Origin of the sequence: Streptomyces endocoffeicus, assembly GCF_016741935.1 — a bacterium.
GTDB classification, from domain to species: Bacteria; Actinomycetota; Actinomycetes; order Streptomycetales; family Streptomycetaceae; genus Streptomyces; species Streptomyces endocoffeicus.
In genome coordinates, this window is the sequence record NZ_JAERRG010000017.1 from 173,046 (window position 1) to 197,366 (window position 24,321).

Here is a 24,321-nt window from a genome sequence, read left to right on the forward strand (position 1 = left end):
CCTGTGGCGGCTTCTTCCCTGTTCCTTGTGGCGGCTTCGCACCGGTGGTTCGCCAGTGGTGGGCGCCAGTGATGGGTTCCCACTTACGGCGGCTTTCCACCGACGGCTGCCCAGTGGCGGCCATCCGGTGGCGAGCCAGTGGCAAGGTGATCGCCCCTGTGTCTTACGAGCCTAGGAGAGGTCACTTTCGGACGCTACGTGGTCTGTGAGCGTGAACACACGGTCGCGCACGTGATCGTCTCGTAACATTGCCGCATGTCTTCGACCGAGCCGCCGGAAGCCCGCATCGTCGCGGCGGTGCCGCCCGCGAGGCCCGTGCGGGTCGGAGCGGGGGAGAAGCTGCGGACCGCGGCCCTTCCGGGGCTCACGATGACCGTGCGCTGCCGTCCGCCGTCCGCCTCCGGGCTGCCGCCCGCGCTCTTCGTCCACGGCCTCGGCGGCTCCTCGCAGAACTGGTCCGCGCTCATGGAGCTGCTCGCCGACCGGGTGGAGGGCGAGGCGCTCGACCTCCCCGGCTTCGGTGACTCCCCGCCGCCGGACGACGGCAACTACTCGATAACCGGCCATGCCCGCACCGTGATCCGCTACCTCGACGCGCAGGACCGCGGGCCGGTCCATCTGGTCGGCAATTCGATGGGCGGCTCGATCGCCACCCGCGTCGCCGCGGTGCGGCCCGATCTGGTGCGCACCCTCACGCTCGTCTCGCCCGCGCTGCCCGAACTTCGCCCGCAGCGCACCGCGGTGCCGACCGGCCTGCTCGCGGTGCCCGGGGTGACCCGGCTGTTCACCCGCTTGACCAGGGACTGGGACGCGGAGCGGCGCACCCGCGAGGTGATGACGCTCACCTTCGGCGATCCGTCCCTGGTCACCCGGGAGGCTTTCGCCTACGCGGTGGAGGAGTTCGAACGGCGGCTCACCCTCCCGTACTTCTGGGACGCGCTCACCCGCTCGGCACGCGGTGTCGTCGACTCGTACACCCTGGGCGGTCAGCACTCCCTGTGGCGTCAGGCCGAGCGGGTGCTCGCCCCGACGCTGCTCGTCTATGGCGGCCGCGACCAGTTGGTGTCCGTAAGGATGGCGGATCGGGCCAACGCCACGTTCCGCGACTCGCGTCTGTTGACGCTGTTGGACGCCGGGCATGTCGCGATGATGGAGTATCCCGAAGCGGTGGCGCGCGGGATGCGCGAGCTGCTCGACGACGTTGATCAACGAGATGACCGGGACAGCCGGGAGGCGCGGGGGGCCGCCGTACCGGTGTCCGGCGCGGACGGGAGCGGTGCGGCGCGTGGGTAAACACAGCGCACGTGGCAGCCAGGAGGGCCGGGAGCGCCGGCCCGCCGCGGCGGGCTCCGGCCAGGGGCAGGGTTCGGGCCCCGAGTTCGTCGAGTACAGCGCGTCCGGTGAGGCCCCCGCGGCCGACGATGGCAGACCGGGTTCCGGGCGCCGCCGGGCCGCACCGGGACCCGGCGCCCCGGACCCCGGGGTCACTCCGCCGCAGGGCGTGCCGAGACTGCCTTACGGAGCCGGCGGGCCCGCCGCGCGCACCAGGGGCGGACATCCCGAGCAGCGCGAGGCGGGCGGCGGCTGGGGCGCGGTCGGTGGCCGCGGCGGCGGTCCGGGCGGACTCAGGGGCCCCGGCGGACCCGGCGGTCCGGGCGGGCTCAGAGGCCCCGGCGGGCCCGGCGGTCAGCGGCCCCCTTACGGCATGCGCACCATGAACCCGCCGCAGCGCCCGACCACGGGCGGCACGGGCGGCGCGGCCGGTCTGATGCCCGGCCCGCGCAAGGAGTACATCGACGCGTTCGACACCGCCGACGCCGTGGACTGCGACGGCGACGACGTCTTCGCCGCCGGTGCGCCGGGCGGAGTGCCCCCGCAGCGCCGTACGCAGCGGGCGGCCACCCCCTCCGGGGGGATCGGCGGCGGTTCGGGCGGCGACGGCGGGAGCGGGCCGGACGACGACGAGCAGGAGCCCCCGGGCAAGGGGGCGCGCGGTGTCGCCAAGGGCGGTAAGGGGCGCACGTTCACCGGTGTCGCCGCCGCGGCCGTGACCACCGTGCTGGCCGTCGTGGTGGCCGGACAGGTCGCGAGCGGACCGCAGGGCGGCGGCGGTAAGACGCAGGCCCAGGGCGGCTCGGAGCGCGGCGACGACGCCGCCTCCCGCGGCTCCCACGCCGACGACGGCCGCGGTGCGGCCCGCTCGGCGGACTCGCCCGCCCCCGTCACCTATGACCAGAAGATGGCGGCCCTCTTTCCGCTCGACGCCAAGCTGCGCGGATCCGGCGCCTTCCAGACCGTCGGCGGGCGCGACAAGGCGCCCGGCCGCGGCCAGGTGCTGCGCTACCGCGTCGATGTGGAGAAGGGGCTGCCGCTCGACGGCGAGCTGTTCGCCGAGGCCGTGCACAAGACGCTGAACGACGACCGCAGTTGGGGACACGGCGGCGTTCGCACCTTCGAGCGGGTCTCGTCCGGGCATGCGGACTTCGTGATCACCCTCGCGAGCCCCGGGACCACGGCGGCGTGGTGCGCCAAGTCCGGCCTGGACACCACCGAGGACAACGTCTCCTGCGACTCGGCCTCCACCGAGCGCGTCATGATCAACGCCTATCGGTGGGCGCAGGGCGCCAGGACCTTCGGCGACGACAAGATGCACTCCTACCGCCAGATGCTCATCAACCACGAGGTGGGCCACCGTCTCGGCCACAACCACGAGATCTGCTCCAAGCAGGGCGCGCTCGCGCCGGTGATGATGCAGCAGACCAAGTTCCTGTCGACGGACGGCGCCACCTGCCGCCCCAACGCCTGGCCGTTCCCCAAGGGCTGACGGGCCCGTACCGGCCCATATAGCGCCTCGCAACGCCTGAATTCCCGATAGGTCACGTGCGTTCACCCCTTCCGGTGGTGCGACGGACAACCGTCCATCGCGCCATGGCCCTGCGCGCATAACGTGCTCCCGCTGCCTGACGGCGGCCGCCGCCGGTGACGACGGCAGACGAACGGCCCGTTTGGGAGATCGGGGGTGCGCTCATGCGCGTGGGATTGCTTACGGAGGGTGGCTATCCGTATGCGACCGGTGATGCGCGGGTGTGGTGCGACCGGCTGGTGCGCGGGCTCGCCCAGCATGAGTTCGAGGTCTACGCGCTCAGCCGCGGCCCCGGTCAGGAGGGCGCGGGCTGGGGCGAGCTGCCGCGGCATGTCGGCCGGGTGTGCACGGCGCCGCTGTGGGGAGAGCCCGAGCCCCGGCGGGGCGGCTGGGGCGGCCGCCGGCAGCGGCGGCGGTTCGCCGAGCACTTCGGGGAGCTGGCCGCGGGGATCAGCGCGCCTTACGGTTCCGGCGCGCCGCATGGCTCCGGTGTGGTTCAGGACTCTGGTGCGCCTCAGGGTTCCGGTGCGCCTCAGGGCTCCGGCGCGCCCGGGTGCTCCACGGACCAGGCGGACCGTTTCGCCTATGGTCTCCACGGCCTCGCGGACCTGGCGGGGGAGTACGGCGGACTGTCCGCCGCGCTCCGCTCCGAGGACGCCGTAAGGACGCTGGAGCGGGCCTGCCGCACCCTCGGGGCGCCGCACGGCGCGCAGCGGGCGCGGGCCGCCGATCTGCTGGCCGTCACCGAGGCCCTGGAGCGCGCACTGCGCCCGCTGTCGCTCGACTGGTACGGCGACGGGGCCGGAGGCGATCCGGGGCTGTCCGGGGTGGATCTGTGCCACGCCGCGACCGGCGGCGCCGCCGTGCTCCCCGGCCTGCTGGCCAAGCGCCGCTTCGGCACCCCGCTGCTGCTCACCGAGTACGGCGTACGGCTGCGCGAGTGCTATCTGGCGGGTCCGGCCGGTGCGGCCGGTGCGGCCGGTACGGCCGGTACGGAGGGCGGACGGCCGCTCTCCGGGCCCGTACGGTCCCTGCTGACCGCGTTCCACGGCCGGCTGGCCGCCGAGGCGTACGCGCGGGCGGATCTGATCACCCCCGGCAATACGCACACCCGCCGCTGGCAGGAACGGTGCGGCGCCGACCGGGAGCGGCTGCGCACCGTCTACCCGGGCATGGACGCCGCCCGGTTCGCGGAGATCGGCGAGCAGGGGGCGGCCCCGTCCGAAGGCGACGACCGGACGCTGGTGTGGGTGGGCCGGATCGAACCGCCCAAGGACGTCATCGCGCTGCTGCACGCCTTCGCCGAGGTGCGCCGGTGGCAGCCGGACGCCCGGCTGAGGATCGTCGAGACCCGGCGCGGCGAGGACCCGGAGCCGGACGGCTATCCGGCCCACTGCCGGGCGCTGGCCGACCATCTCTTCCCCGACGAGGCGGCGGACGCCCACTCCGCCGGTGACAGCCCGGTCTCCTTCGAGCGGCTCGGCGACCCCGAGGTGCCGACCCTGGCCGACGCCTATGGGGCGGGCGGTGTCGTGGTGCTGTCCAGCGTGGTCGAGGGCTTTCCGGTCGGGCTGGTCGAGGCGATGTTCTGCGGGCGGGCCACGGTGTCCACGGACGTGGGCGCGGTGTGCGAGGTCATCGGCGGCACCGGCCTCGTGGTGCCCCCGCGCAATCCCCGGGCGCTCGCGGACGCGTGCCTGGCGCTGCTGAGCGACGCCGAGCGCTGTGCGCGCCTGGGCGCCGCCGCGCGCGCCCGTGCGCTGGAGCTGTTCACCGTCGAGCAGAACGTCGCGGCCTTCCGCGGGATCTATCTGGAGCTGATGTCGCACTGCCCGGTGCCGCGCGAGGAGGTCGGCGAGGGCGGCGGGCCGCTGCCGTTCGCCCGCCCCGCCGAGGCCCATGTGCCGGGGCGCTGGACCGCGGGCCGCGACGGTGACGGCTTCGGGCATCGGCCGCCCGGCCCGGCCGCCTCCCGCCCCGCCCCGGAGCACACCCCCACCTGGGCCGGTCCACCACCACGCGAGCCGCTGGGCGTGGGCCCGCGCCCGTCCGAGGAGGGCGCATGACCACGCCTCCCCGGTGGAACGGCCCATTCGACCCGGCCTCCTCGGACCGCGGCCTCGCCTCGGACCGCGGCCTCGCCTCGGACCGTGGGCTTGCCTCGGACCGTGGGCTTGCCTCGGATCGCGGCCCTGTTTCGGATCGCGGGCTCGCTTCGGATCGCGGCCTCGCCTCCGGTCGCGGCCCTGCCTCGGACCGTGGGCTTGCCTCGGATCGCGGGCTCGTCTCGGATCGTGGCCCTGTTTCGGATCGCGGGCTCGCTTCGGATCGCGGCCCTGCCTCGGATCGTGGCCTTGTTTCGGACCGTGGGCTCGCCTCGGACCGCGGCCCCGTTTCGGATCGCGGCCTCGCCGCCCTGTCCGGGGCCGCCCGGGTGCCGGTCTCCCGGGTGCCGGTCTCCCGGCGGCCGGACGAGGCGTCGCCGCGCACCGCCGCCGGGAAGGGGCAGGGGAAGGGGCGGCGCGGGCCCGCCGATCCGGTGCGGGCGCTGATGCACCGCCACCACGACCTGTGCGCCCGCGCCGTCGATCCGCTGGAGATCGCCGCCGGGCTGGAGGCCCACGGTGTGACGGACCGCACCGCCGCGCGCTTCCGGCACCGCGATGTCTTCTCGCTCGCCGAGGAGCTGTACGCCCGGGTGCCGCGCGCCGAGGAGCCCGCGCCCCCGGCCGCCCCCGCCCCGGGGCGCGCGCCGGTCGTGCGGCTGACGCTCGCGGCGCTGTGGCTGCTGCCGGGCGCCCTGTGCGCGGCGACCGCCTCCGCCGCCTTCCGCGTCGATGCCATTCGTAAGGACGCCACCGTCGGCCTCGGCCTGGGCGCGGGCGGCGCCGCCCTGACGCTCATCGCCCTGTGGCTGTGTCTGCGCCGCGGCCCCCTGCGCGTCCGTGGGAGCGGGCGCGGGGGCCGTCTCGCGCACGCCTTCGGCACCGGCTGGCTGCTCGGGTACGCCGCCGCCGGGGACTGGCTGCTCACCGGGCTCCTCGACGGACGCCGCCCTTACGACGCGGCGCCCGCGGCCGAGGCCGCCGTGCTCCTCGCCCTGGCCGCCGCGCCCGCCGCGTGGTGCGCCCGCTGGTTCGCCGTGCGGGCGCGCCGCAGGCTGGCGGTCAGCCGTGGTCTCGAGGAGTTCGCGGCGGGGGTGCGCCCGCTGTTCGCGAGCGTGGTGGCGGCCTTCCTCTGCGCTCTGGCGGCCCTGGTGCCCACGGCCCGGCTCACGGTGCCCGGACCGCCTCCCGCCGCCGCGCCCCTCTCGACGGCCGAGGCCGCCGTCGTGGCGCTCTGCGGGCTGCTGTTCCTCGCCCGGCTGCTCGCCGTCCATGGCTTCCGGAGGGCCGCGCTCAGCGGCCTTGCCGTGGCCTGCGCGGTCCAGGCCGCGGCCCTGGCGACGGCGGCGGCCGCCCGGCTGCCGGGCGCCGCGCCGCTAGGGGAGCCCATGGCACGGCTGACCGCCGCCCAGGGCGCGGCCGCCGTCCCCGTGGCCGCTTGCGGCGCCGCCGCGCTCGTCCTGCTGATCCACGCGTTCGGCGCCCTGTGCCGGGCCTCCGCCCACGGCGACCCCGGTGCGCGTACCGCCCGGACCGCCCGTGACACCCGTACGACCCGCACCGCCCCGGACCGCGCCCCATAAGGCGTGCACCGCGCCGGTAAGGCGTCCACCGCGCCCGTAAGGGGCCCACCGCCCCCGTAAGGCGCCCACCGAACCCGCCACCCCCCGTCCTTCCCCCTCAATGAGTCCGAGGAGCAACCACATGAGCTGCGACATGACCGATCAGCGCGCCAGTACGGGGAGGCGCGGCCGATGAGAGTCCTGTTGCTCGGGTCCGGCGGATTCCTCGGCCGCTATGTGGCCGAACACCTGCTCGCCGACCCCGCCGTCCAGCTCACCGCGCTCGGCCGCGGCGACGACGCCGATGTGCGGTTCGACCTGTCCAACGGCAGTCCGGGCGCGCTCACCCGCTTCCTCAACGCGGTCCACCCCGGTGTCGTGATCAACTGCGCCGGGGCGACCCGTGGCGGGGCGCGCGAGCTCACCCGGCACAACACCGTCGCCGTGGCCACTGTCTGCGAGTCGCTGCGCCGCAGCGGCTGCGGCGCCCGCCTCGTCCAGATCGGCTGCTCCTCCGAGTACGGGCCCTCGCAGCCCGGCTCGTCGACCGCCGAGGACGCCGTGCCGCGCCCCGGCGGCCCGTACGGCGTGAGCAAGCTCGCCGCGACCGAGCTGGTGCTGGGCTCCGGACTGGACGCGGTGGTGCTGCGGGTCTTCTCGCCCGTGGGGCCCGGCACCCCGGCCGGTTCGCCGCTGGGGCGGCTCGCGGAGGCGATGCGGCGCGCGATGCAGTCCGGGGAGAGCGAGCTCAAGCTGAGCGGCCTGGGCGTGCAGCGCGACTTCGTGGACGTACGGGACGTGGCGCGGGCGGTCCACGCGGCCTCGCTGTCGGCCGCGCAGGGCGTGGTCAACATCGGCAGCGGGCGCGCCGTAAGGCTGCGCGAGGCGGCCTCCGTGCTCGCCAGGGTGGCGGGCTTCGGCGGCGCCCTGCACGAGATCGACAGCCCGCCGGGGCGCGGGGGGCCGCATCACGTCCCGGCCGCCGCGGCCCACGTCCCGGCGCCCGCCCATCCCCATGGCGCGGCCCACGGCCATGCCACCGCCCACGGCCACGCACCCGCCCACCCCCAGGTGGCGGGCGAGCACGGCGGCGGCCCGGCGGGCGCCGGCGCCACCTACCCCTACCCGGACGGTTGCGGCAGCTGGCAGCAGGCCGATGTGCGCACCGCCCGCGACCGGCTCGGCTGGCGCTCGAGGATCCCGCTGGAGGAGTCGCTCGCCGACATCTGGATGGAGGCGGCATGTCGCATCTGATCCCCGCGGACCCCGGGCACGAGGTCCCGGCCACCGCCGCCCGGCTGGGCTTCGGAGTGCCCGGCTACGCCCACCCCCTGGTGGCGCCCACCGAGTGGGCCGAGCTCACCCGCCCCGGCGCGCCCCTGCACTGGGCGGTCCTCAATGTCGCCCGCGGCCCCGGCTCGCGCAGGGATCCGCACTGCCTTACGGCGGCGGCCCGGCTGCGTGCCACGGGCGTACGGGTGCTGGGCCATCTCGACCTGCGGTGCGGCACCCGCCCCTTCGGCGAGGTGATCAGTGACGCGAACCACTTCCTGGACTGGTACCAGGTCGACGGCTTCTGTCTGGAGCGCTGCCCGGTGGACCGCCCCGGACTGCCGGAGGTCCGCCGTACGGCGGCCACGCTGCGCGCGCTGCTGGGCGGGGCCTATCTGGTGCTCGGCCAGGGCATCCATCCGCATGAGGACTATATGGAGCTCGCCGATCAGCTGGTGACCTTCCGGGGCTCGTGGCCCGACTACCGTTGGTCCCAGGTGGCCGAGTGGACCGCGGGGTATCCGCCCGAACGGTTCTGCCATCAGGTGCACGGCGTTCCCCGCCGGCATCTCGAGGAAGGGCTGAGGATCGCCCGCTGGCAGGGCGCGGGCACGATCTACTTCACCGACCGTACGGCCCATCCGGACGGGCGGACCTGCACCGATTCCCCGTGGACGGCCCTGCCCGGCTACTGGGACGAAATCGTCTCGCGACTCGGACCACGTGTCATGGAATGAGATGGGGCGTGGCAGTGTTACGAGAAGAAAACCACCCCGCTCACGCGGGGGTGAACCGTCTGCTCCCTCCCCTTACGGAGTCCCCGTGTCGCTGCCACCCCTGGTCGAGCCGGCTCCCGAGCTCACCGTCGACGAGGTCCGCAGGTACTCGCGCCATCTGATCATCCCCGATGTCGGGATGGACGGGCAGAAGCGGCTGAAGAACGCCAAGGTGCTCTGTGTGGGCGCGGGCGGCCTCGGCTCCCCCGCCCTGATGTACCTCGCCGCGGCAGGCGTGGGCACCCTCGGCATCGTGGAGTTCGACGAGGTCGACGAGTCCAACCTGCAGCGCCAGATCATCCACAGCCAGGCGGACATCGGCCGGTCCAAGGCAGAGTCCGCCCGTGACACGGTCCTCGGCATCAACCCGTACGTGAACGTCGTGCTGCACCAGGGCCGCCTCGAGGCGGACAACGTGATGGAGATCTTCTCCCAGTACGACCTGATCGTGGACGGCACCGACAACTTTGCCACCCGCTATCTGGTCAACGACGCGTGCGTGCTGCTGAACAAGCCGTACGTGTGGGGTTCGATCTACCGCTTCGACGGCCAGGCGTCGGTCTTCTGGTCCGAGCACGGCCCCTGCTACCGCTGCCTGTACCCGGAGCCCCCGCCGCCCGGCATGGTCCCCTCCTGCGCCGAGGGCGGCGTGCTGGGCGTGCTGTGCGCCTCCATCGGCTCCATCCAGGTCACCGAGGCCATCAAGGTGCTCACCGGCACCGGGGACCCGCTGGTCGGCCGTCTGATGATCTACGACGCCCTGGAGATGACCTACCGCCAGGTCAAGGTCCGCAAGGACCCGGACTGCGCGGTCTGCGGCCCGAACCCGACCGTCACCGAGCTGATCGACTACGAGGCGTTCTGCGGTGTGGTGTCGGACGAGGCCCAGGAGGCGGCGGCCGGTTCGACGATCACTCCCAAGCAGCTCAAGGAGTGGATCGACGACGGCGAGAACATCGACATCATCGATGTCCGCGAGCCCAACGAGTACGAGATCGTCTCGATCCCCGGCGCCCGGCTGATCCCGAAGGACGGGTTCCTGATGGGCGGCGCCCTCCAGGACCTTCCGCAGGACAAGAAGATCGTCTTGCATTGCAAGACGGGTGTCCGGTCGGCGGAAGTCCTGGCCGTCCTGAAGTCCGCGGGCTTCTCCGACGCCGTCCATGTGGGCGGCGGCGTGATCGGCTGGGTCAACCAGATCGAGCCCGACAAGCCGGTCTACTGATCTCCGGTACGCACCGCCCGTAAGGGGGCCGGACCGCCGCGCCGACGGCGATCCGGCCCCCTTACGGCTGTCGTCGGCCCCCTTACGGCTGCCGCGAGAGCCTCAGCGGCAGGTCTTGCCGCCCGCGGGCACCTTCCCGTCCAGCAGATAGGCGTTCACGGTCTTCGTCATACAGGCGTTGCCGCTGTTGTACGCGCCATGGCCCTGGCCCTTGTAGGTGACCTCGACGCCCACGCCCTTGCCCAGCTCCTGGACCATCTTCCGGGCCCCCTCGTACGGGGTGGCCGGGTCTCCGGTGTTGCCGACCACGAGGATCGGCGCCGAGCCCTCGGCGCTGACGTCCGGGGTGTCCGTGGTGCCGTCCACCGGCCAGCCGGTGCAGCCGAGCATGCCCCAGGCCAGATACTCGCCGAAGACCGGTGACGCCTTACGGAAGCGCGGCAGCTGGGCCTTCACATCGGTCACCGTGTAACGCTGCCTGTCGTCCACGCAGTTGATGGCCGCGTTGGCGGCGTTGATGTTGCTGTAGTGGCCGTTCTCGTCGCGGCCGGACATCGAATCGGCCATCGCGAGCAGCATGTTGCCCTCCTCGAGCTGTATCGCCTCCTGCAGCCCGAGCGTCAGGTACTTCCAGCTCTCCTTGTCGTAGAGCGCGGCGGCGATACCGCCCAGCGCCCCGTCCTGGGTGAGCTTGCGGCCGCTCTCGGTGGACAGCGGCTTCTTGTCGAGCTTCTTCAGGAAGGCCGCGATCCGGCCGGCGCCCGCCGCCGGGTCGCCGCCGGTCGGGCAGGCCGTGCCCTTCTTGGCGCAGTCCTCGAGGTAGTTGTCGAGCGCGAGCTGGAAGCCCTTCGCCTGGCCGTAGGAGCCCTGCTCGGGGTCCTCGGTGGGGTCGACCACGGCGTCCAGGACCGCGCGTCCCACCCGCTTCGGGTACAGATGGGCGTAGACGCCGCCGAGTTCGGTGCCGTAGGAGATGCCGAAGTACGACAGCTTGTCGTCGCCCAGCACCTGCCGCATGAGGTCCATGTCACGCGCGGCGCTCACGGTGTCCACATGTCCGAGCACCTTGCCGGAACGCTTCTCACAGCCCTTGATGAACGCCTTCGAGTCCGCCATCGCGGTCTTGACCTCGGCGTCGTCGTCCGGCGTGCTGTCCACGGCGTCCGAGGCGTCGATCTCCGCGTCGCTCTGGCACCGCACCCCGGCGCTCTCGCCGACCCCGCGCGGATCGAAGCTCACCAGGTCATAGCGTGAGCGCAGGGTGTCGTAGGCGGAGGCGAAACCGGGCAGCGAGGAGACACCGGAGCCGCCGGGTCCGCCGAAATTGAACACCAGGGAGCCGATGCGCTTGCCCGATCCGGTGGCCTTGGCGCGGATCATGGCCAGATCGATCGTTTCGCCTCTGGGCTTCGCGTAGTCCAGCGGCGCCTTGAGAGTGGCGCATTCCCACTCGCTTCCCGGCTTCTCACCGGTGCCCTGCATCGCGGTCGGGGCGGGACAGGACGACCAGTTGAGCTTCTGACCCGTGAGCGAGCCCGGCAGCCCGGAGTCCGAAGGCGCGGCCGGGGCCGACGCCGAGGGCTCGGACGACGCCTTGCCCTGCTCGTTTCCCCCGTCGTCGTCGCAGCCCGCGACGGCGAGGAGGGTGACCATGGCGGTCATGGAGACCAGCGCCCTGGTCCGTATGGTGCGTGAGGAACTCGGCATATCCGGAGATCCTATGAGGAGGCGGGGACGGAATCGCCTGTGGTTCTTCTCAAAGCCATCACGATTCGTGAGGTCGGCCGGGGTGCGGCGGGTCTGGGCGCGGCCCCGGCCCTAGGTGCAGACCTTCCCCTTCGGAGGCACCGTGCCCCGCAGCAGATAGGCGTTGACCGTCTTCCGGACACAGGCGTTGCCGCTGTCGTACGCCCCATGGCCCTCGCCCTTGTAGGTGAGCTGGACGCCGACCCCGGGGCCCAACTCCTTCGCCATCCGCGCGGCACCCTCGTACGGGGTCGCCGGGTCACCGGTGTTGCCGACGACCAGGATCGGCGCGGCCCCCTTGGCGCTCACGTCGGGCGTGGTCCAGGCGCCGCGGACCGGCCAGTCGGTGCACTGGGTCAGGCCCCACGCCATCATGTCGCCGAAGACGGGGGAGACCTTACGGAAGGTGGGCAGCTTCCGCTCGATGTCCGGGACCGTATAGCGCTGCTTGAAGTCGGCGCAGGTGATGGCGGTAAGGGCGGACTGGAGGGTGCTGTAGCGGCCGTCCGGGCCGCGTCCGTTCATGGCGTCCCCCAGGGCCAGCAGGATCCTGCCGTCGCCCTGCTGGGCGGCGGCGATCCCCTGGGTGAGGTACTGCCAGTACTCCCGCGAGTACAGGGATTGCGCGATGCCGCCGTCGGCCAGGGACTCGGTCAGCTTCCGGCCGCCGTAGCCGCGCACCGGACGGCTGTCGAGCCGCTTCAGCAGCGTGCGGATCCGGTTCTGGGTGGGGCAGCTGTAGACGCTGGTCCTGGTACACGCCTTCAGATAGTCGTCGAGGGCGCGCTGGAACCCCTTGGCCTGGCCGAGCGCGCCCTGTTCGGGCGTCTGCATGGGGTCCACGACCCCGTCGAAGAGGGCGCGTCCCACCTGCTTCGGGTACAGATGGGCGTAGACGCCGCCGAGTTCGGTGCCGTAGGAGACGCCGAAGTAGTGCATCTTCTTGTCGCCGAGGACGCGTCGCATGAGGTCCATGTCACGGGCGGCGTTGGTGGTGCCGACGTACGGCAGGATCGTGCCGGAGTTCTTCTCGCATCCGCCGGCGTAGGTCTTGACCCGGCGGACCAGGCTCTTCACCTCGGCGCTGTCGTTCGGGGTGGAGTCGGCGGCGTAGTAGGCGTCGAGCTGCCGGTCCGGGAGGCAGCGCACCCCGCTGCTGCGGCCGACCCCGCGCGGATCGAAGCTGACCAGGTCGTAGCGGGTGCGCAGTTGCTTGTAGCTGCCCGCGAGCGCCGGGAGGGTGGCCACGCCCGAGCCGCCGGGGCCGCCGAAGTTGAAGATGAGCGAGCCGATCCGGTGGCGCCGGTCGGTGGCCTTGGCGCGGATCATGGCGATGCCGATGGTCTTGCCGTGCGGCTTGCGGTAGTCCAGCGGCACATGGAGCGTCGCGCACTCCCACTCCCCGCCCGGCGCCTTGGTGGCGGTCGCGTCCTGGCTCGAGGAGGGGGCGGGGCAGCCGGCCCAGTCCAGCTTCTGGTGGGCCGAGGTGTCCGGCCGTCCGCCGTCGCCACCGCATCCGGTGGCCAGGGCGGTCAGCAGCAGAGCGGCGGACAGCGCACCGAGGCGCAGAGGTCGGGACACGGCGGCTCTCCCATGGGTGGGGGTACCGCCATCGTGAGGTCCGTGGCCGCCACACGCGCGCACAGCGGGGGCGTACGGGTGAGGGGAGGCTGGGTGTCCGGGTGCCTGCGGGAGGGCTCCAGCGGGGCCTCTACGGGCGCTACGGCGCCTCATCGCGGGCGAGCCCTACAAGCGCCTTAGCGCCCTTTCGCGGGCGGGCAACGGCGCTACAGCGCCCTTGCACGGGCGAGCACGGGCGCTACAGCGCCCCTTTGCGGGTGAGGTGGGTGAAGGCCACCCAGCCGGGCAGCACCGGCAGCCAGAAGACCATCAGCCGGAAGAGCAGCACCGCGGGCGCCGCCGTCTCGTACGGCAGCCCGGCGAAGGTCAGACCCGCGATCAGGGCGGCCTCGACCGCGCCCACACCGCCGGGGGTGGGCGCCGCCGACCCCAGGGCGTTGCCCGCGAGGAAGACGACGGCGATGCTCGCGTAGCTCAGCTCACCGCCGAACGCCCGGATCGCGGAGTCGAGGCACATCACGTTCGCGGCGGTCAGCAGCAGGGTGCCGCCGATGCCGGCGAGCAGCTTCTTGGGCCGCTGGAGCACGTCCAGCATGCGCGGGACGACGCCCGCGAACAGCGACCGAACCCGGGTGGACACGAACTTCCGCAGCACCGGAATGGCGGTCACCACCAGCACCAGGACGGCGGCCGTCAGCAGCCCGGCGATCACTGTCCGGGACGGCGAGAGCGCCGGGGTGCGCTCGGTGCCGGTGATGTAGCCGAAGGTCAGCAGCAGCACGATATGGCTGGCGAGCCCGAACAGCTGGGAGGCGCCCACACTGGCCACCGCGAGTCCCGGCCGCACCCCCGCGCGCTGGAGGAAGCGGGTGTTGAGGGCGACCCCGCCGACCGCCGCGGGCGCCACCAGCTTCACGAACGAGGCGGCCACCTGCGCCAGCACCGTCCGCCCGAGGGGCACCTTCTCCGGGACGAAGCCGAGCAGGCTCAGCGCCGCGGCCAGATAGGTGAGCGCGGAGAAGACGAGCGCGAAGATGACCCAGATCCAGTTGGCCTCGCCGACCAGGGCGCCCAGCTTGAGATGGGTGAACTGGGACAGCAGGAAGTACGCGGCGAAGGCCCCCGCGCAGAAGCTGACCAGGGTGCGCGGCTTGATGCGCTCCAGCCGTTCGGGCTGTATCGGAGCCTGGGGCCTCACCAGCAGCACCTGCTGCCGGATCTGGGAGAGCAGATCCTCCTCGCGGGCGTCCTCCAGGGCCTCCTCGATGGCGCGCTTCTCCGCCTGCTTCTCGGCCTTGGCCGTCTTACGGTCGCCGGCGGCCGCCTCCGGACCCCCGGCGGCCTCCTGTGCCTCTCTCGCCTCGGCCTCCCGGGCCTCCTTGGCCTCCTTGGCGGCGTGGGACGCCTCCAGGACGGCCTCCCGGTGGCGCTGGGCGCGCTCGCGCGCGAGCTGGCGCAGGGTCGCGCGGGTGCCCCGGCCGAGCGCCAGGGGCTGCAGCAGCGGAAGGCTGCCGGCGACCGCGTCCGGGCCGAGGACCTCCACCGCGGCGGCCACGGAGCGCTCGGCGCCCACCCGCAGGCCCAGGGTGGTCAGCAGCTGTGCGATGTCCATCCGCAGCACCACGTCACCGGCCGCGATCTCGCCGCTGCGCAGATCGGTCAGGAAGACCGTGCCGTTGCGGTCGATGAGCAGGGCGTCGCTGTCCAGCCGCCGGTGGGCGATCCGCCGCGACTGGAGCGCCTGGACCTGGTGCCAGGCCTCGGCCAGCAGTTCGTCGGTGATCGCCTCGTCCGGCAGGGCGTGCAGCGGTCGGCCGCCGACGTGCTCGTAGACGAGCATCACGGCGTCCGGGCCGAGCTCGGAGGTGGCGATCAGCTTGGGCGCGTTGGCCCCGGCCGCGATGGCCGCGTAGGCGAGCAGCGCCTCCTGCTCCAGGGCCTGGCGCAGCGACTGGAGGCTGCGGGGCGGGGTGATCGTCCGCAGGGTCAGCCGCTGCCAGACGCCGTAGAAGAAGCCCTGGGCCTGCTGCTCCCGGTCGACGACGGTGACGTCCAGGGGCGGGCCGTCCTCCAGGGTGACCAGATAGCGGCGGCCCCGGTCGCCATGGCCGCCGTGCTCGTCCTCGGGCTCCTCGGCGCGCATGGCGCTGACCGGGTTGAAGCCGACCCGGCGCAGCCCGGCGAGCAGGTGCTGGCCGGTGGGGCGCACATTGGGGGAGCCGACCGCGTAGAGCGTGCCGTAGGCCACCGCCCAGCCGATGAGCACCGTAAGGGCGATCGAGAACGGTGTGGTGTAGCCGCCCACGAGCACCGCGAAGGCGTCGAGCAGCAGCACGCACCACATGGCCACCCGCCAGCGCGGGCGCCGGGCCATGCCGACGGCCGTCATATAGGCGATGACGGGAGCGAGATAGCCGTGCACGGGGTCGCTGAAGGTGCCGCCGGGGGCGGGCTGAGTGAGGGCCTCGCGGAGCGAACCGGGGGCGCCTCTGGCGACCCAGAGGTCCATGGCGAGGGACACCCCGTGGGCCAGCACCGCGGCCAGCACGCCGTCGGCGATCCGCAGGCCGTCCCGTTTGATCAGCCGCTCGAAGGCGAAGGCCACCGGCAGGACGAGGACGGCCACCCCGGCCGTGAGCCCCGCGAAGTCGATCAGTAGCGGGGGCGCCTGGTCGGCGCCGTGCCCGATGTCCTTCTCCAGACCCGCGGTGGTGCCGTGGGCGAAGGCCGCGATGGCGAGCACGACGGCCATGCCGAGGATCCCGAGCAGCGTCCGCAGCAGATCGGAGGGGCGGTGCACGCGGGCCGGCAGCAGCGGCTCGTCGCCGGAGACCCGGTCCACATGGCCCTCCGGTCCGTCCGGGCCGCAGTCATCCCCCGAGTCCGGGGCCTCTGTCTCCGGCCGACCGGACGGTGTCGTGGAGTGCGGCAATGCCTTCGAGGTGCGGGCCTCCTCCTCCGGAGGCTGCGCACCCTGCTGCTTCGCCGTCTCTTCTTGATCTCGTATCACCAGTCACCGCCCGGAAGATGGTGGCATGCCCGGGCTGCGGAGGGGGGCATCAGGGTGCATTTCGGGGACGTGGACCCCGAATGGTACGCCCTGCTGAGGATTCCCGCACAGTGCGTGATCGAACCGCGACCCGGCCCGGAGCGGGCCCGCCGCCACCCTGCGCGGGGCGCGGTGGCGCGCTCTGCGGGGCGTACGGAGGGGCGTGCGGTGAAGCGTTTGGCGCGGCTGTCGTCGGGGCTGTCGGAGGGGTGCGGCAGGATGGGGCGGATGAGCCGGGAGAGCAGGGAGCCGGAGGACGGGGACAGCGCCGAGGAGCTGCCCGAGTACGCCGAGCGGGTGCTGGAGGTGGCCGAGCTGATCCCCTCCGGCCGCGTGATGACCTACGGGGACGTCGCCGAATGGCTGGAGGAGGGCGGCCCGCGCCAGGTGGGGCGGGTGATGGCGCTCTACGGGGGCGCCGTGCCGTGGTGGCGGGTGGTGCGCGCGGACGGTGTGCTGCTGCCCGGCCACGAGCTGCGCGCCCTTGACCACTACCGCGAGGAGGGCACGCCGCTGCGCGAGGCGGCGCGCTCGGCCGAGGGCCATGTGCCGCGGATCGACATGGCCAGGGCGCGGTGGGACGGGGGCGGGCAGGACCACGGCCGTTAGCGGGGCGGCTTTCGGAAGCGCGGCGGGACCGGGGCGGCCGTCACCGGGGGCGGCGGACGCGCGGCCGTACCGGGGCTTGCTGTCGTACCGGGGCACGGTGAGCGCGGGGCCGTACGCGAGTGCGGCGGGTCGGCGGCCGTACGCGTGCGCGGCGGGTCGGCGGCCGTACGGGCGTCCGATGAGCGTGAGCCCGTACCGGTACCCGTACTGGTGCCCGTACCGGTGTGCCATGGGCGCGGGGCCGTACCGGCGTGGGGCGGGCTCGCGGTCGTACCGGCGGTATCCACAGCCATCCGGGTGAGGCCGCACAGCGCATGAGAGGCTGTCTCGCACCCAGCCAACCCACCAGGACCGGCGATCCAACGTGAGCCCCTCCCCCTCGTCCCTTCCGCGGCAGCGGCAGGCACGGCAGCCGTCCTCCCGGCAGTCGGGCCAGGGCGTCTATCGCCTGCTCCGTCATCGGCCGGAACCAGGTGCCCTTCCTGTCCTGGACGCACGGCAGCGCGCTGTGGTTGAGCACCGGGGCGGTCCTTTGCTGGTGCTCGCCGGGCCCGGCACGGGCAAGACCACGACGCTCGTGGAGGCGGTGGCGCGCCGGGTGCGCGAGGGCGCGGATCCCGAGCGGCTCCTGGTGCTCACCTTCAGCCGTAAGGCGGCCGTCGAACTGCGCGACCGCATGTCCGCGCGCCTGGGCGGCGCGAGCGCCCCGCGGGCCACGACCTTCCACTCCTATTGCTACGCACTGGTCCGCGCCCACCAGGACGTCGACCTCTTCGTGGACCCGCTGCGGCTGCTCTCCGGACCGGAGCAGGACGTCGTCGTCAGGGAACTGCTCGCCGGTCAGGCCGAGCTGGCGAGCGAGGGCCGGGCCTTCGTCCGCTGGCCGGACGACCTGCGCGCCTGCCTGACCACGCGGGGCTTCGCCGACGAGGTGCGGGCGGTGCTGGCCCGCAGCCGGGAGCTGGGCCTCGGCCCACGGTCGCTGGGGGAGTTCGCCCGGCGCACCGGGCGCCCCGACTGGTCCGCCGCGGCCGGCTTCCTCGCCGAGTACCTCGACGTCCTGGACGCCCAGGGGGTGCTGGACTACGCGGAGCTGGTGCACCGCGCGGTGCTGCTCGCCGGGCGGCCGGAGGTCGCGGCCGAGCTGGCTGGGCGGTACGACGCGGTGTTCGTCGACGAGTACCAGGACACCGACGTGGCCCAGGGACGGCTGCTGCGGGCGCTCGCGGGCGGCGGCAGGACGCTGCTCGCCTTCGGTGACCCCGATCAGTCGATCTACGCCTTCCGCGGCGCCGACGTCGGCGGCATCCTCCGGTTCCGCGAGGACTTCCCGCGGGCGGACGGGCACCCCGCCGGTATGGAGGTCCTCACCGTCTCCCGCCGCTCGGGGGCCGCGCTGCTCGCGGCCACCCGGCAGATCACCGGCCGGATGCCGCTGTCCCGGCTGCCCGCGCGAGCCGTAAGGGCGCACCGGGAGCTCGCGGCCACGCGCGACGGCGGCCGCGTCGAGGCGTACACGTACCCGACCGCGGGCGCCGAGCTCGACAATGTGGCCGACATCCTGCGCCGCGCTCATCTGGAGGACGGGGTGCCTTGGCGTGAAATGGCCGTCCTGGTGCGCGCCGGGGGGCGCTCGATCCCGGGTGTGCGCCGGGCGCTCACCTCGGCCGGAGTCCCCGTCGAGGTGGACGGCGATGACATCCCGCTGCGCCATGAGCCCGCCGTGGCCCCCCTGCTGACGGCTCTGCGGGCGGCCGCCACGGCCGCGCTGCCGGACAGCGGCGGGCTGTCCGCGGTCCTCGGCGTCGAGACCGCCCTGACCCTGCTCGCCTCGCCCCTCGGCGGTATGGACGCCGCCGATCTGCGCCGCCTGGGCCGCGTGCTGCGCGAGGAGGAGCGGTCGGCCGGGCGGGCGGTGCCGCGCCCCTCCGACGTCCTGCTCGCCGAAGCGCTCGCCGAGCCGGAGCGCCTCGCCGTCCATGACCCGGCGTACGCACGCGGCGCCCAGAACCTCGGGCGGCTGCTGCGCACGGCCCGGGAGGCGCTGGCCCGGGGCGGCACCGCCGAACAGGCGCTGTGGGGGCTGTGGGACGGCACCCCCTGGCCCGGCCGACTGGAGCGGGCCGCCCAGCGCGGCGGCACCGCCGGGCGGAACGCGGACCGCGATCTGGACGCGGTGTGCGCGCTGTTCGAGACCGCCGCGCGCGCCGAGGAGCGCACCGGCGGCCGCGGCGCCCTCAACTTCCTGGAGGAGATCGACGCCCAGGACATAGCCGCCGACACCCTCTCCCGCCGGATGGTCCGCCCCGACGCCGTACGGCTGATGACGGCCCACCGTGCCAAGGGGCTGGAATGGGCCCTGGTGGTCGTCGCGGGGGTGCAGGAGGGGCTGTGGCCCGATCTGCGGCGGCGCGGCTCGCTCCTGGAGGCCGACCGGATCGGCCGGGACGGGCTGGCCGAGCCGCTGCCGCCGGGCGCGCTGCTGGCCGAGGAGCGGCGGCTGTTCTATGTGGCGGCGACGCGTGCCAAGGAGCGGCTCGTGGTCACCGCCGTCAAGGCCGCCTCCGAGGACGGGGACCAGCCCTCCCGCTTCCTCGCCGAACTGGGCGTTCCGCCCACCGACGTCACCCACCGGCCGCGCCGCCCGCTGTCCGTCGCCGCGCTCGTCGCCGAGCTGCGCGCCACCACTGTCGACCCGGACGCCTCGGAGGCGCTGCGGGACGCCGCCGCGCGCCGCCTGGCCCGGCTCGCGGCGCTGCGCGACGAGGAGGGCCGCCCGCTGGTTCCGGCCGCCCACCCCTACCGCTGGTGGGGGCTGTACGAGCCGACGCACAGCGAGGTCCCGCTGCGCGACCGGGACCGGCCCGTGGCGCTCTCCGGCAGCGCGCTCGACCAGCTCGTCAACACCTGTTCGCTCCAGTGGTTCCTGGGGCGCGAGGTGAAGGCGGACGCGCCCTCGACGGCCGCCCAGGGCTTCGGCAACGTCGTGCACGTCCTGGCCGACGAGGTCGCCTCCGGCCGCACCCCCGCCGATCTCGCGGTCCTCATGGAGCGCCTGGACTCCGTATGGGACGCGCTCGCCTTCGACGCCCCCTGGAAGTCACGGCAGGAGAAGGAGCAGGCACGGGCGGCCCTGGAGCGCTTTCTGCAGTGGCATGTGATGGAGCGCGGCGGCCGCACCCCGGTCGCCACCGAGCACTCCTTCGACGTCACGCTCGAAGCCGACGTCTATAAGGTGCGCATCCGCGGCAGCATGGACCGCGTCGAGACGGACGACCAGGGGCGCGCCTATGTGGTCGACTTCAAGACCGGTAAGCAGGCCGTGACCCGTGGCGATGTCGAGCACCACCCCCAGCTGGCGGTCTATCAGCTGGCGGTGCGCGAGGGTGCCGTGGACGACGTCTTCGACGGCGGGCGCCCCGAGCCGGGCGGCGCGGAACTCGTCCAGCTGCGGCAGGGCGCCGCCAAGAAGGACGGCGGCGACGACGTCCCCAAGGTCCAGGCCCAGGAGCCGCTGGACGGGGAGTGGGTGGGGCAGCTGCTCGCCACGGCGGCCGGGCGCGTCCTGGACGAGCGGTTCACCCCGAGTACGGGCGACCACTGCGAGCGCTGCGCCTTCCGGGGCGCGTGCAGCGCGCGGGCGGAGGGGCGCCATGTGGTCGAGTGACGCTGTCGCGTACGGGGCTGTCGCGTACGGGGCTGGGGCGTACGGGGCTGGGGCGGCGCGGCACCGGGCTGACGCCGTTGCCTCTCAAGCCGTGCCCCCGGGGCGGCCGTCGACCGGCGCGGCGGGGCGTGTCGGTGGGCACCGATAGCCTCACTGGAGTGTCAGCCCGCATCACCGATCCCGAGGAGCTCAAGGAACTCCTCGGGATCCCGTTCACCCCGGAGCAGGTGGAGTGCATCACCGCGCCGCCCGCCCCGCAGGTGATCGTCGCCGGGGCGGGCTCCGGCAAGACCACGGTGATGGCCGCCCGCGTCGTCTGGCTGGTCGGCACCGGACAGGTGGCGCCCGACCGGGTGCTCGGCCTCACCTTCACCAACAAGGCCGCCGGAGAGCTGGCGGAGCGCGTCCGTAAGGCCCTCGTCACGGCGGGCATCGTGGACTCCGACCCGGATCCGGGCGCCACCGAGGAGGCCCCGGGCGAGCCCGTCATCTCCACCTACCACGCGTTCGCCGGGCAGTTGCTCAAGGACCACGGGCTGCGCGTCGGCCTCGAGCCGAGCGCCCGGCTGCTCGCCGACGCCACCCGCTTCCAGCTCGCCGCGCGCGTTCTGCGCTCCGCCCCCGGCCCGTATCCGGCGCTCACCCGCCCCTTCGCCGACCTGGTCACCGATCTGCTCGCGCTCGACGCCGAGCTCGCCGAGCACCTCGTCCCCACCGGGCGGCTGCGCGCGTACGACACCGAGCTGCTGCGCACGCTGGAGGGCACGCGGCTCACCAACGAGGCGCTGCGCAAGGTGCCCGAGGCCGTCCGCGCCCGCCAGGAGCTGCTGGGTCTGGTCGAGGCGTACCGCGAGGAGAAGCGCCGCCGCGATCTGCTCGACTTCGGGGACCAGATCGCCCATTCGGCCACCCTGGCCCTGGACCACCCGGAGGTCGGCCGGATCCTGCGCGAGCAGTTCGCGGTCGTGCTGCTCGACGAGTACCAGGACACCTCCGTCGCCCAGCGGCTGCTGCTGTCCGGCCTCTTCGGCGGCGGCACCGGACACCCCGTCACCGCCGTCGGCGACCCCTGCCAGGCCATCTACGGCTGGCGCGGCGCCTCCGTGGCCAACCTGGACGACTTCCCCGAGCACTTCCCGCACACCGGCGGCCGACCGGCGGAGCGCTTCGCGCTCAGCGAGAACCGGCGCAGCGGCGGCCGCCTCCTGGACCTCGCCAACGGGCTGGCCGCCCCGCTGCGCGCGATGCACGAGGGCGTCGAGGCGCTGCGCCCCGCGCCCGGCGCCGAGCGGGACGGTGCGGTGCGCTGTGCGCTGCTGCCCACCCACGCCGAGGAGCTGGCCTGGCTCGCGGACTCCATCGCCCACCTGGTGCGCACCGGCACCCCGCCCGGCGAGATCGCGGTGCTGTGCCGTACGGCGGGCGACTTCGCGCAGATCCAGGGCGCGCTGGTGGAGCGGGACATCCCGGTGGAGGTGGTGGGCCTGTCGGGGCTGCTGCATCTGCCGGAGGTGGCCGATCTGGTGGCCGTCTGCGAGGTCCTCCAGGACCCGGGGGCCAACGCCGCGCTGGTCCGTCTGCTCACCGGGCCGCGCTGGCGGATCGGCCCCCGCGACCTCGCGCTGCTCGGCCGCCGCGCCCGCGCGGTGGTCTCCTACGGTGGGCCGGACGGGGCGGAGGACGATCCGGACCGACGGCTCGCCGAGGCCGTCGAGGGCACCGACCCCGCCGAGGTGATCTCCCTCGCCGACGCCCTCGACACTTTCCTGGAGGCGGGCGGCGGCCCGGACGACGGGCTGCCCTTCTCGGCCGACGCACGGGTCCGGTTCGCCCGGCTCGCCGCCGAACTCCGCGAGCTGCGCCGCTCGCTGGCCGATCCGCTGATGGACGTCCTCCACCGGGTCCTGGCCACCACGGGCCTCGAGGTCGAGCTGTCCGCCTCACCGCACGCCCTGGCCGCGCGCCGCCGCGAGACGCTCGGCAACTTCCTGGATGTCGCGGCCGCCTTCGCGGGCCGGGAGGGCGGGGCGGCCGTGGACGGCGAGGCCACCCTGCAGGGCTTCCTCGGCTTCCTGCGCACCGCCGCGCAGTACGAGAAGGGGCTCGACAACGCCCTGCCCGGCGGCGAGAACACGGTCAAGGTGCTCACCGCCCACAAGGCCAAGGGGCTGGAGTGGGATGTGGTGGCGGTGCCGGGGCTGGTCGCCAAGCAGTTCCCGAGCGAACAGTCCCGCGAGTCCTGGACGGCGAACGCGAAGGTGCTGCCGCACGAGCTGCGCGGGGACGCGCGGACCCTCCCGGACGTCACCGCCTGGGACAGCAAGGGGATCGCCGCCTTCAAGGACGCCATGAAGGGGCACCAGCGGACCGAGGAGCTCCGGCTGGGCTATGTGACCTTCACCCGGCCGCGCTCGCTGCTGCTCGGCTCCGGGCACTGGTGGGGCCCCACCCAGAAGCGTCCGCGCGGCCCGTCGGGCTTCCTGGAGGCGCTGCGCGAGCACTGCGAGGCCGGGTACGGCGAGATCGAGGCATGGGCCGAACCCCCGGAGGAGGGCGCGGAGAACCCGGCCCTGCGGGAGTCGGCGGCCGACCGGGCCTGGCCGCTTCCGCTGGACCCGGCCGCGCTGCGCCACCGCCGCCGCGCCGCCGATGTGGTGCTCGCCCATCTGGCGCGCATCGAGACGGCGGGGGAGGAGACGGCCGCGCGGGACGAGGGGCACCCCTCGGCGGACGGGGACCTCTTCCCGGAGCCCCCGGAGGAGCTTGAGCCCCCGGAGGACCCGGAGGACCCGGAGGACCGGGAGGACCCGGAGTGGCCCGAGCCTCTGGAGGATCCTTACGGTTCGTACGAGGACGAGCCCTACGACGACGCGCCGCACGGCGACGGGCAGCACTCCGATCCTTACGGAGCGCCGGAATCGGGCGCACCGGAGCCCGATGTGCCCGAAATCACGCCAGAACCGGCCGATGACGAACTGGCGCCCGAGGAGGCCCGGCTGGTCGGCTCCTGGGACCGCGATCTGGACGCGCTCGCCGGAGAGCTGCGCCGGGCCCGTGAGACCGTGCATGAGGTCCCCCTGCCGGGCACGCTCACCGCGTCCCAGCTGCTGCGCCTCGCCGCCGACCCGGACGGCTTCGCACGGGAGCTGGCCCGTCCCATGCCCCGGCCGCCGCGCCCCGCCGCGCGGCGCGGCACCCGCTTCCACGCCTGGGTCGAGTCGCGCTTCGAGGCGCTGCCGCTGCCTTTCCTCGGCCCGGACGAGCTGCCGGGCGGCGAGGACGACGAGGCGGAGATCGCCGACGAGCGGGATCTGACCGCGCTCAAGGAGGCGTTCGCCCGCACGCCGTACGCGCGTCGCACCCCTTACCGCGTGGAGGTGCCGGTCCAGCTGACCCTGGCGGGCCGCACCATCCGGGGCCGGATCGACGCGGTGTACCGCGAGCCCGGTACCGGCCCCGACGACGGCCCGCGCTACGAGATCGTCGACTGGAAGACCGGCCGCTCCCAGGACGCCGACCCGCTCCAGCTGGCCATCTACCGCGTCGCCTGGGCCGAACAGCGCGGACTGCCTCTGTCGGCGGTCACGGCGGCCTTCGTGTACGTACGCAGCGGTGAGGTGGTCCGCCCCGCCGGGCTGCCCGGCCGGGCCGGGCTCGAGCGCGTCCTGCTCGGGGAGCCGGGGGACGCGGACGTAGGCGGAGACGGAGACGGAGGCGCGAATGGGGACGTAGGCGGGAACGGGGACGTCGGCGAGGGCGGGGGCGGGGACGCGACCGGAAATGACCGTATCGATGCCGGAACCGTCACCGAGAGCGAGCGCACCTGAGCGGCCCGGAGGCCCCCGCCCTCGCCCGGCCGCGGGCCG

At 74.0% G+C, this 24,321-nt stretch carries 13 protein-coding genes; 10 read left to right on the forward strand and 3 right to left on the reverse strand.

The features are described from left to right. Nucleotides 1-255 precede the first annotated feature (255 nt). From JK364_RS34425 to moeZ, 7 genes are all read left to right on the forward strand, one after another. Nucleotides 256-1,293, forward strand: coding sequence for an alpha/beta fold hydrolase (locus JK364_RS34425; RefSeq protein ID WP_201855279.1), 1,038 nt, complete (start codon nucleotides 256-258; stop codon nucleotides 1,291-1,293). Beyond that, entirely contained in the window at nucleotides 1,277-2,824 is a 1,548-nt protein-coding gene (locus JK364_RS34430; RefSeq protein ID WP_201855280.1) for a DUF3152 domain-containing protein, read from the forward strand. The genes JK364_RS34425 and JK364_RS34430 overlap by 17 nt, the downstream gene beginning before the upstream one ends. A gap of 203 nt (nucleotides 2,825-3,027) precedes the next feature. Next, nucleotides 3,028-4,929, forward strand: coding sequence for a DUF3492 domain-containing protein (locus JK364_RS34435; protein ID WP_201855281.1), 1,902 nt, complete (start codon nucleotides 3,028-3,030; stop codon nucleotides 4,927-4,929). A gap of 368 nt (nucleotides 4,930-5,297) precedes the next feature. Further along, nucleotides 5,298-6,551 (forward strand): hypothetical protein, encoded by a 1,254-nt coding sequence (locus JK364_RS34440; protein ID WP_201855282.1) that lies wholly within the window; start codon nucleotides 5,298-5,300, stop codon nucleotides 6,549-6,551. Nucleotides 6,552-6,722: 171 nt separating this feature from the next. Next, on the forward strand, nucleotides 6,723-7,784 hold the full coding sequence (locus tag JK364_RS34445) for an SDR family oxidoreductase (protein ID WP_201855283.1): 1,062 nt from the start codon (nucleotides 6,723-6,725) through the stop codon (nucleotides 7,782-7,784). Continuing rightward, nucleotides 7,772-8,539 (forward strand): spherulation-specific family 4 protein, encoded by a 768-nt coding sequence (locus tag JK364_RS34450; protein WP_201855284.1) that lies wholly within the window; start codon nucleotides 7,772-7,774, stop codon nucleotides 8,537-8,539. The genes JK364_RS34445 and JK364_RS34450 overlap by 13 nt, the downstream gene beginning before the upstream one ends. Before the next feature lie 85 nt (nucleotides 8,540-8,624). Beyond that, complete coding sequence (gene moeZ, locus JK364_RS34455; protein WP_201855285.1) at nucleotides 8,625-9,803, forward strand: adenylyltransferase/sulfurtransferase MoeZ; 1,179 nt, start codon at nucleotides 8,625-8,627, stop codon at nucleotides 9,801-9,803. A gap of 102 nt (nucleotides 9,804-9,905) precedes the next feature. Here moeZ and JK364_RS34460 read toward each other — a convergent pair whose 3' ends face one another. The 3 genes from JK364_RS34460 to JK364_RS34470 all read right to left on the reverse strand — a co-directional run bounded on the left by JK364_RS34460 (nucleotide 9,906) and on the right by JK364_RS34470 (nucleotide 16,140). Beyond that, nucleotides 9,906-11,510 carry an alpha/beta hydrolase gene (locus JK364_RS34460; protein ID WP_201855286.1) on the reverse strand — a complete coding sequence of 535 codons (1,605 nt, stop codon included), beginning with the start codon at nucleotides 11,508-11,510 and terminating at the stop codon, nucleotides 9,906-9,908. Nucleotides 11,511-11,621: 111 nt separating this feature from the next. Then, on the reverse strand, nucleotides 11,622-13,130 hold the full coding sequence (locus JK364_RS34465; RefSeq protein WP_201855287.1) for an alpha/beta hydrolase: 1,509 nt from the start codon (nucleotides 13,128-13,130) through the stop codon (nucleotides 11,622-11,624). A gap of 238 nt (nucleotides 13,131-13,368) precedes the next feature. Continuing rightward, complete coding sequence (locus JK364_RS34470) at nucleotides 13,369-16,140, reverse strand: lysylphosphatidylglycerol synthase transmembrane domain-containing protein (RefSeq protein WP_201855288.1); 2,772 nt, start codon at nucleotides 16,138-16,140, stop codon at nucleotides 13,369-13,371. A gap of 267 nt (nucleotides 16,141-16,407) precedes the next feature. Here JK364_RS34470 and JK364_RS34475 point away from each other — a divergent pair, with 267 nt between their 5' ends. The 3 genes from JK364_RS34475 to JK364_RS34485 all read left to right on the forward strand — a co-directional run bounded on the left by JK364_RS34475 (nucleotide 16,408) and on the right by JK364_RS34485 (nucleotide 24,282). Beyond that, nucleotides 16,408-16,788: an MGMT family protein gene (locus JK364_RS34475; protein WP_307841460.1), complete on the forward strand. Its 381-nt coding sequence runs from the start codon at nucleotides 16,408-16,410 to the stop codon at nucleotides 16,786-16,788. 448 nt (nucleotides 16,789-17,236) lie between these two features. Next, the gene (locus JK364_RS34480) at nucleotides 17,237-20,455 is read left to right on the forward strand and encodes an ATP-dependent helicase (RefSeq protein WP_230992956.1); all 3,219 of its coding nucleotides are present in this window, start codon (nucleotides 17,237-17,239) and stop codon (nucleotides 20,453-20,455) included. A gap of 158 nt (nucleotides 20,456-20,613) precedes the next feature. Then, nucleotides 20,614-24,282 (forward strand): ATP-dependent helicase, encoded by a 3,669-nt coding sequence (locus JK364_RS34485; protein WP_307841461.1) that lies wholly within the window; start codon nucleotides 20,614-20,616, stop codon nucleotides 24,280-24,282. Nucleotides 24,283-24,321: the final 39 nt, after the last annotated feature.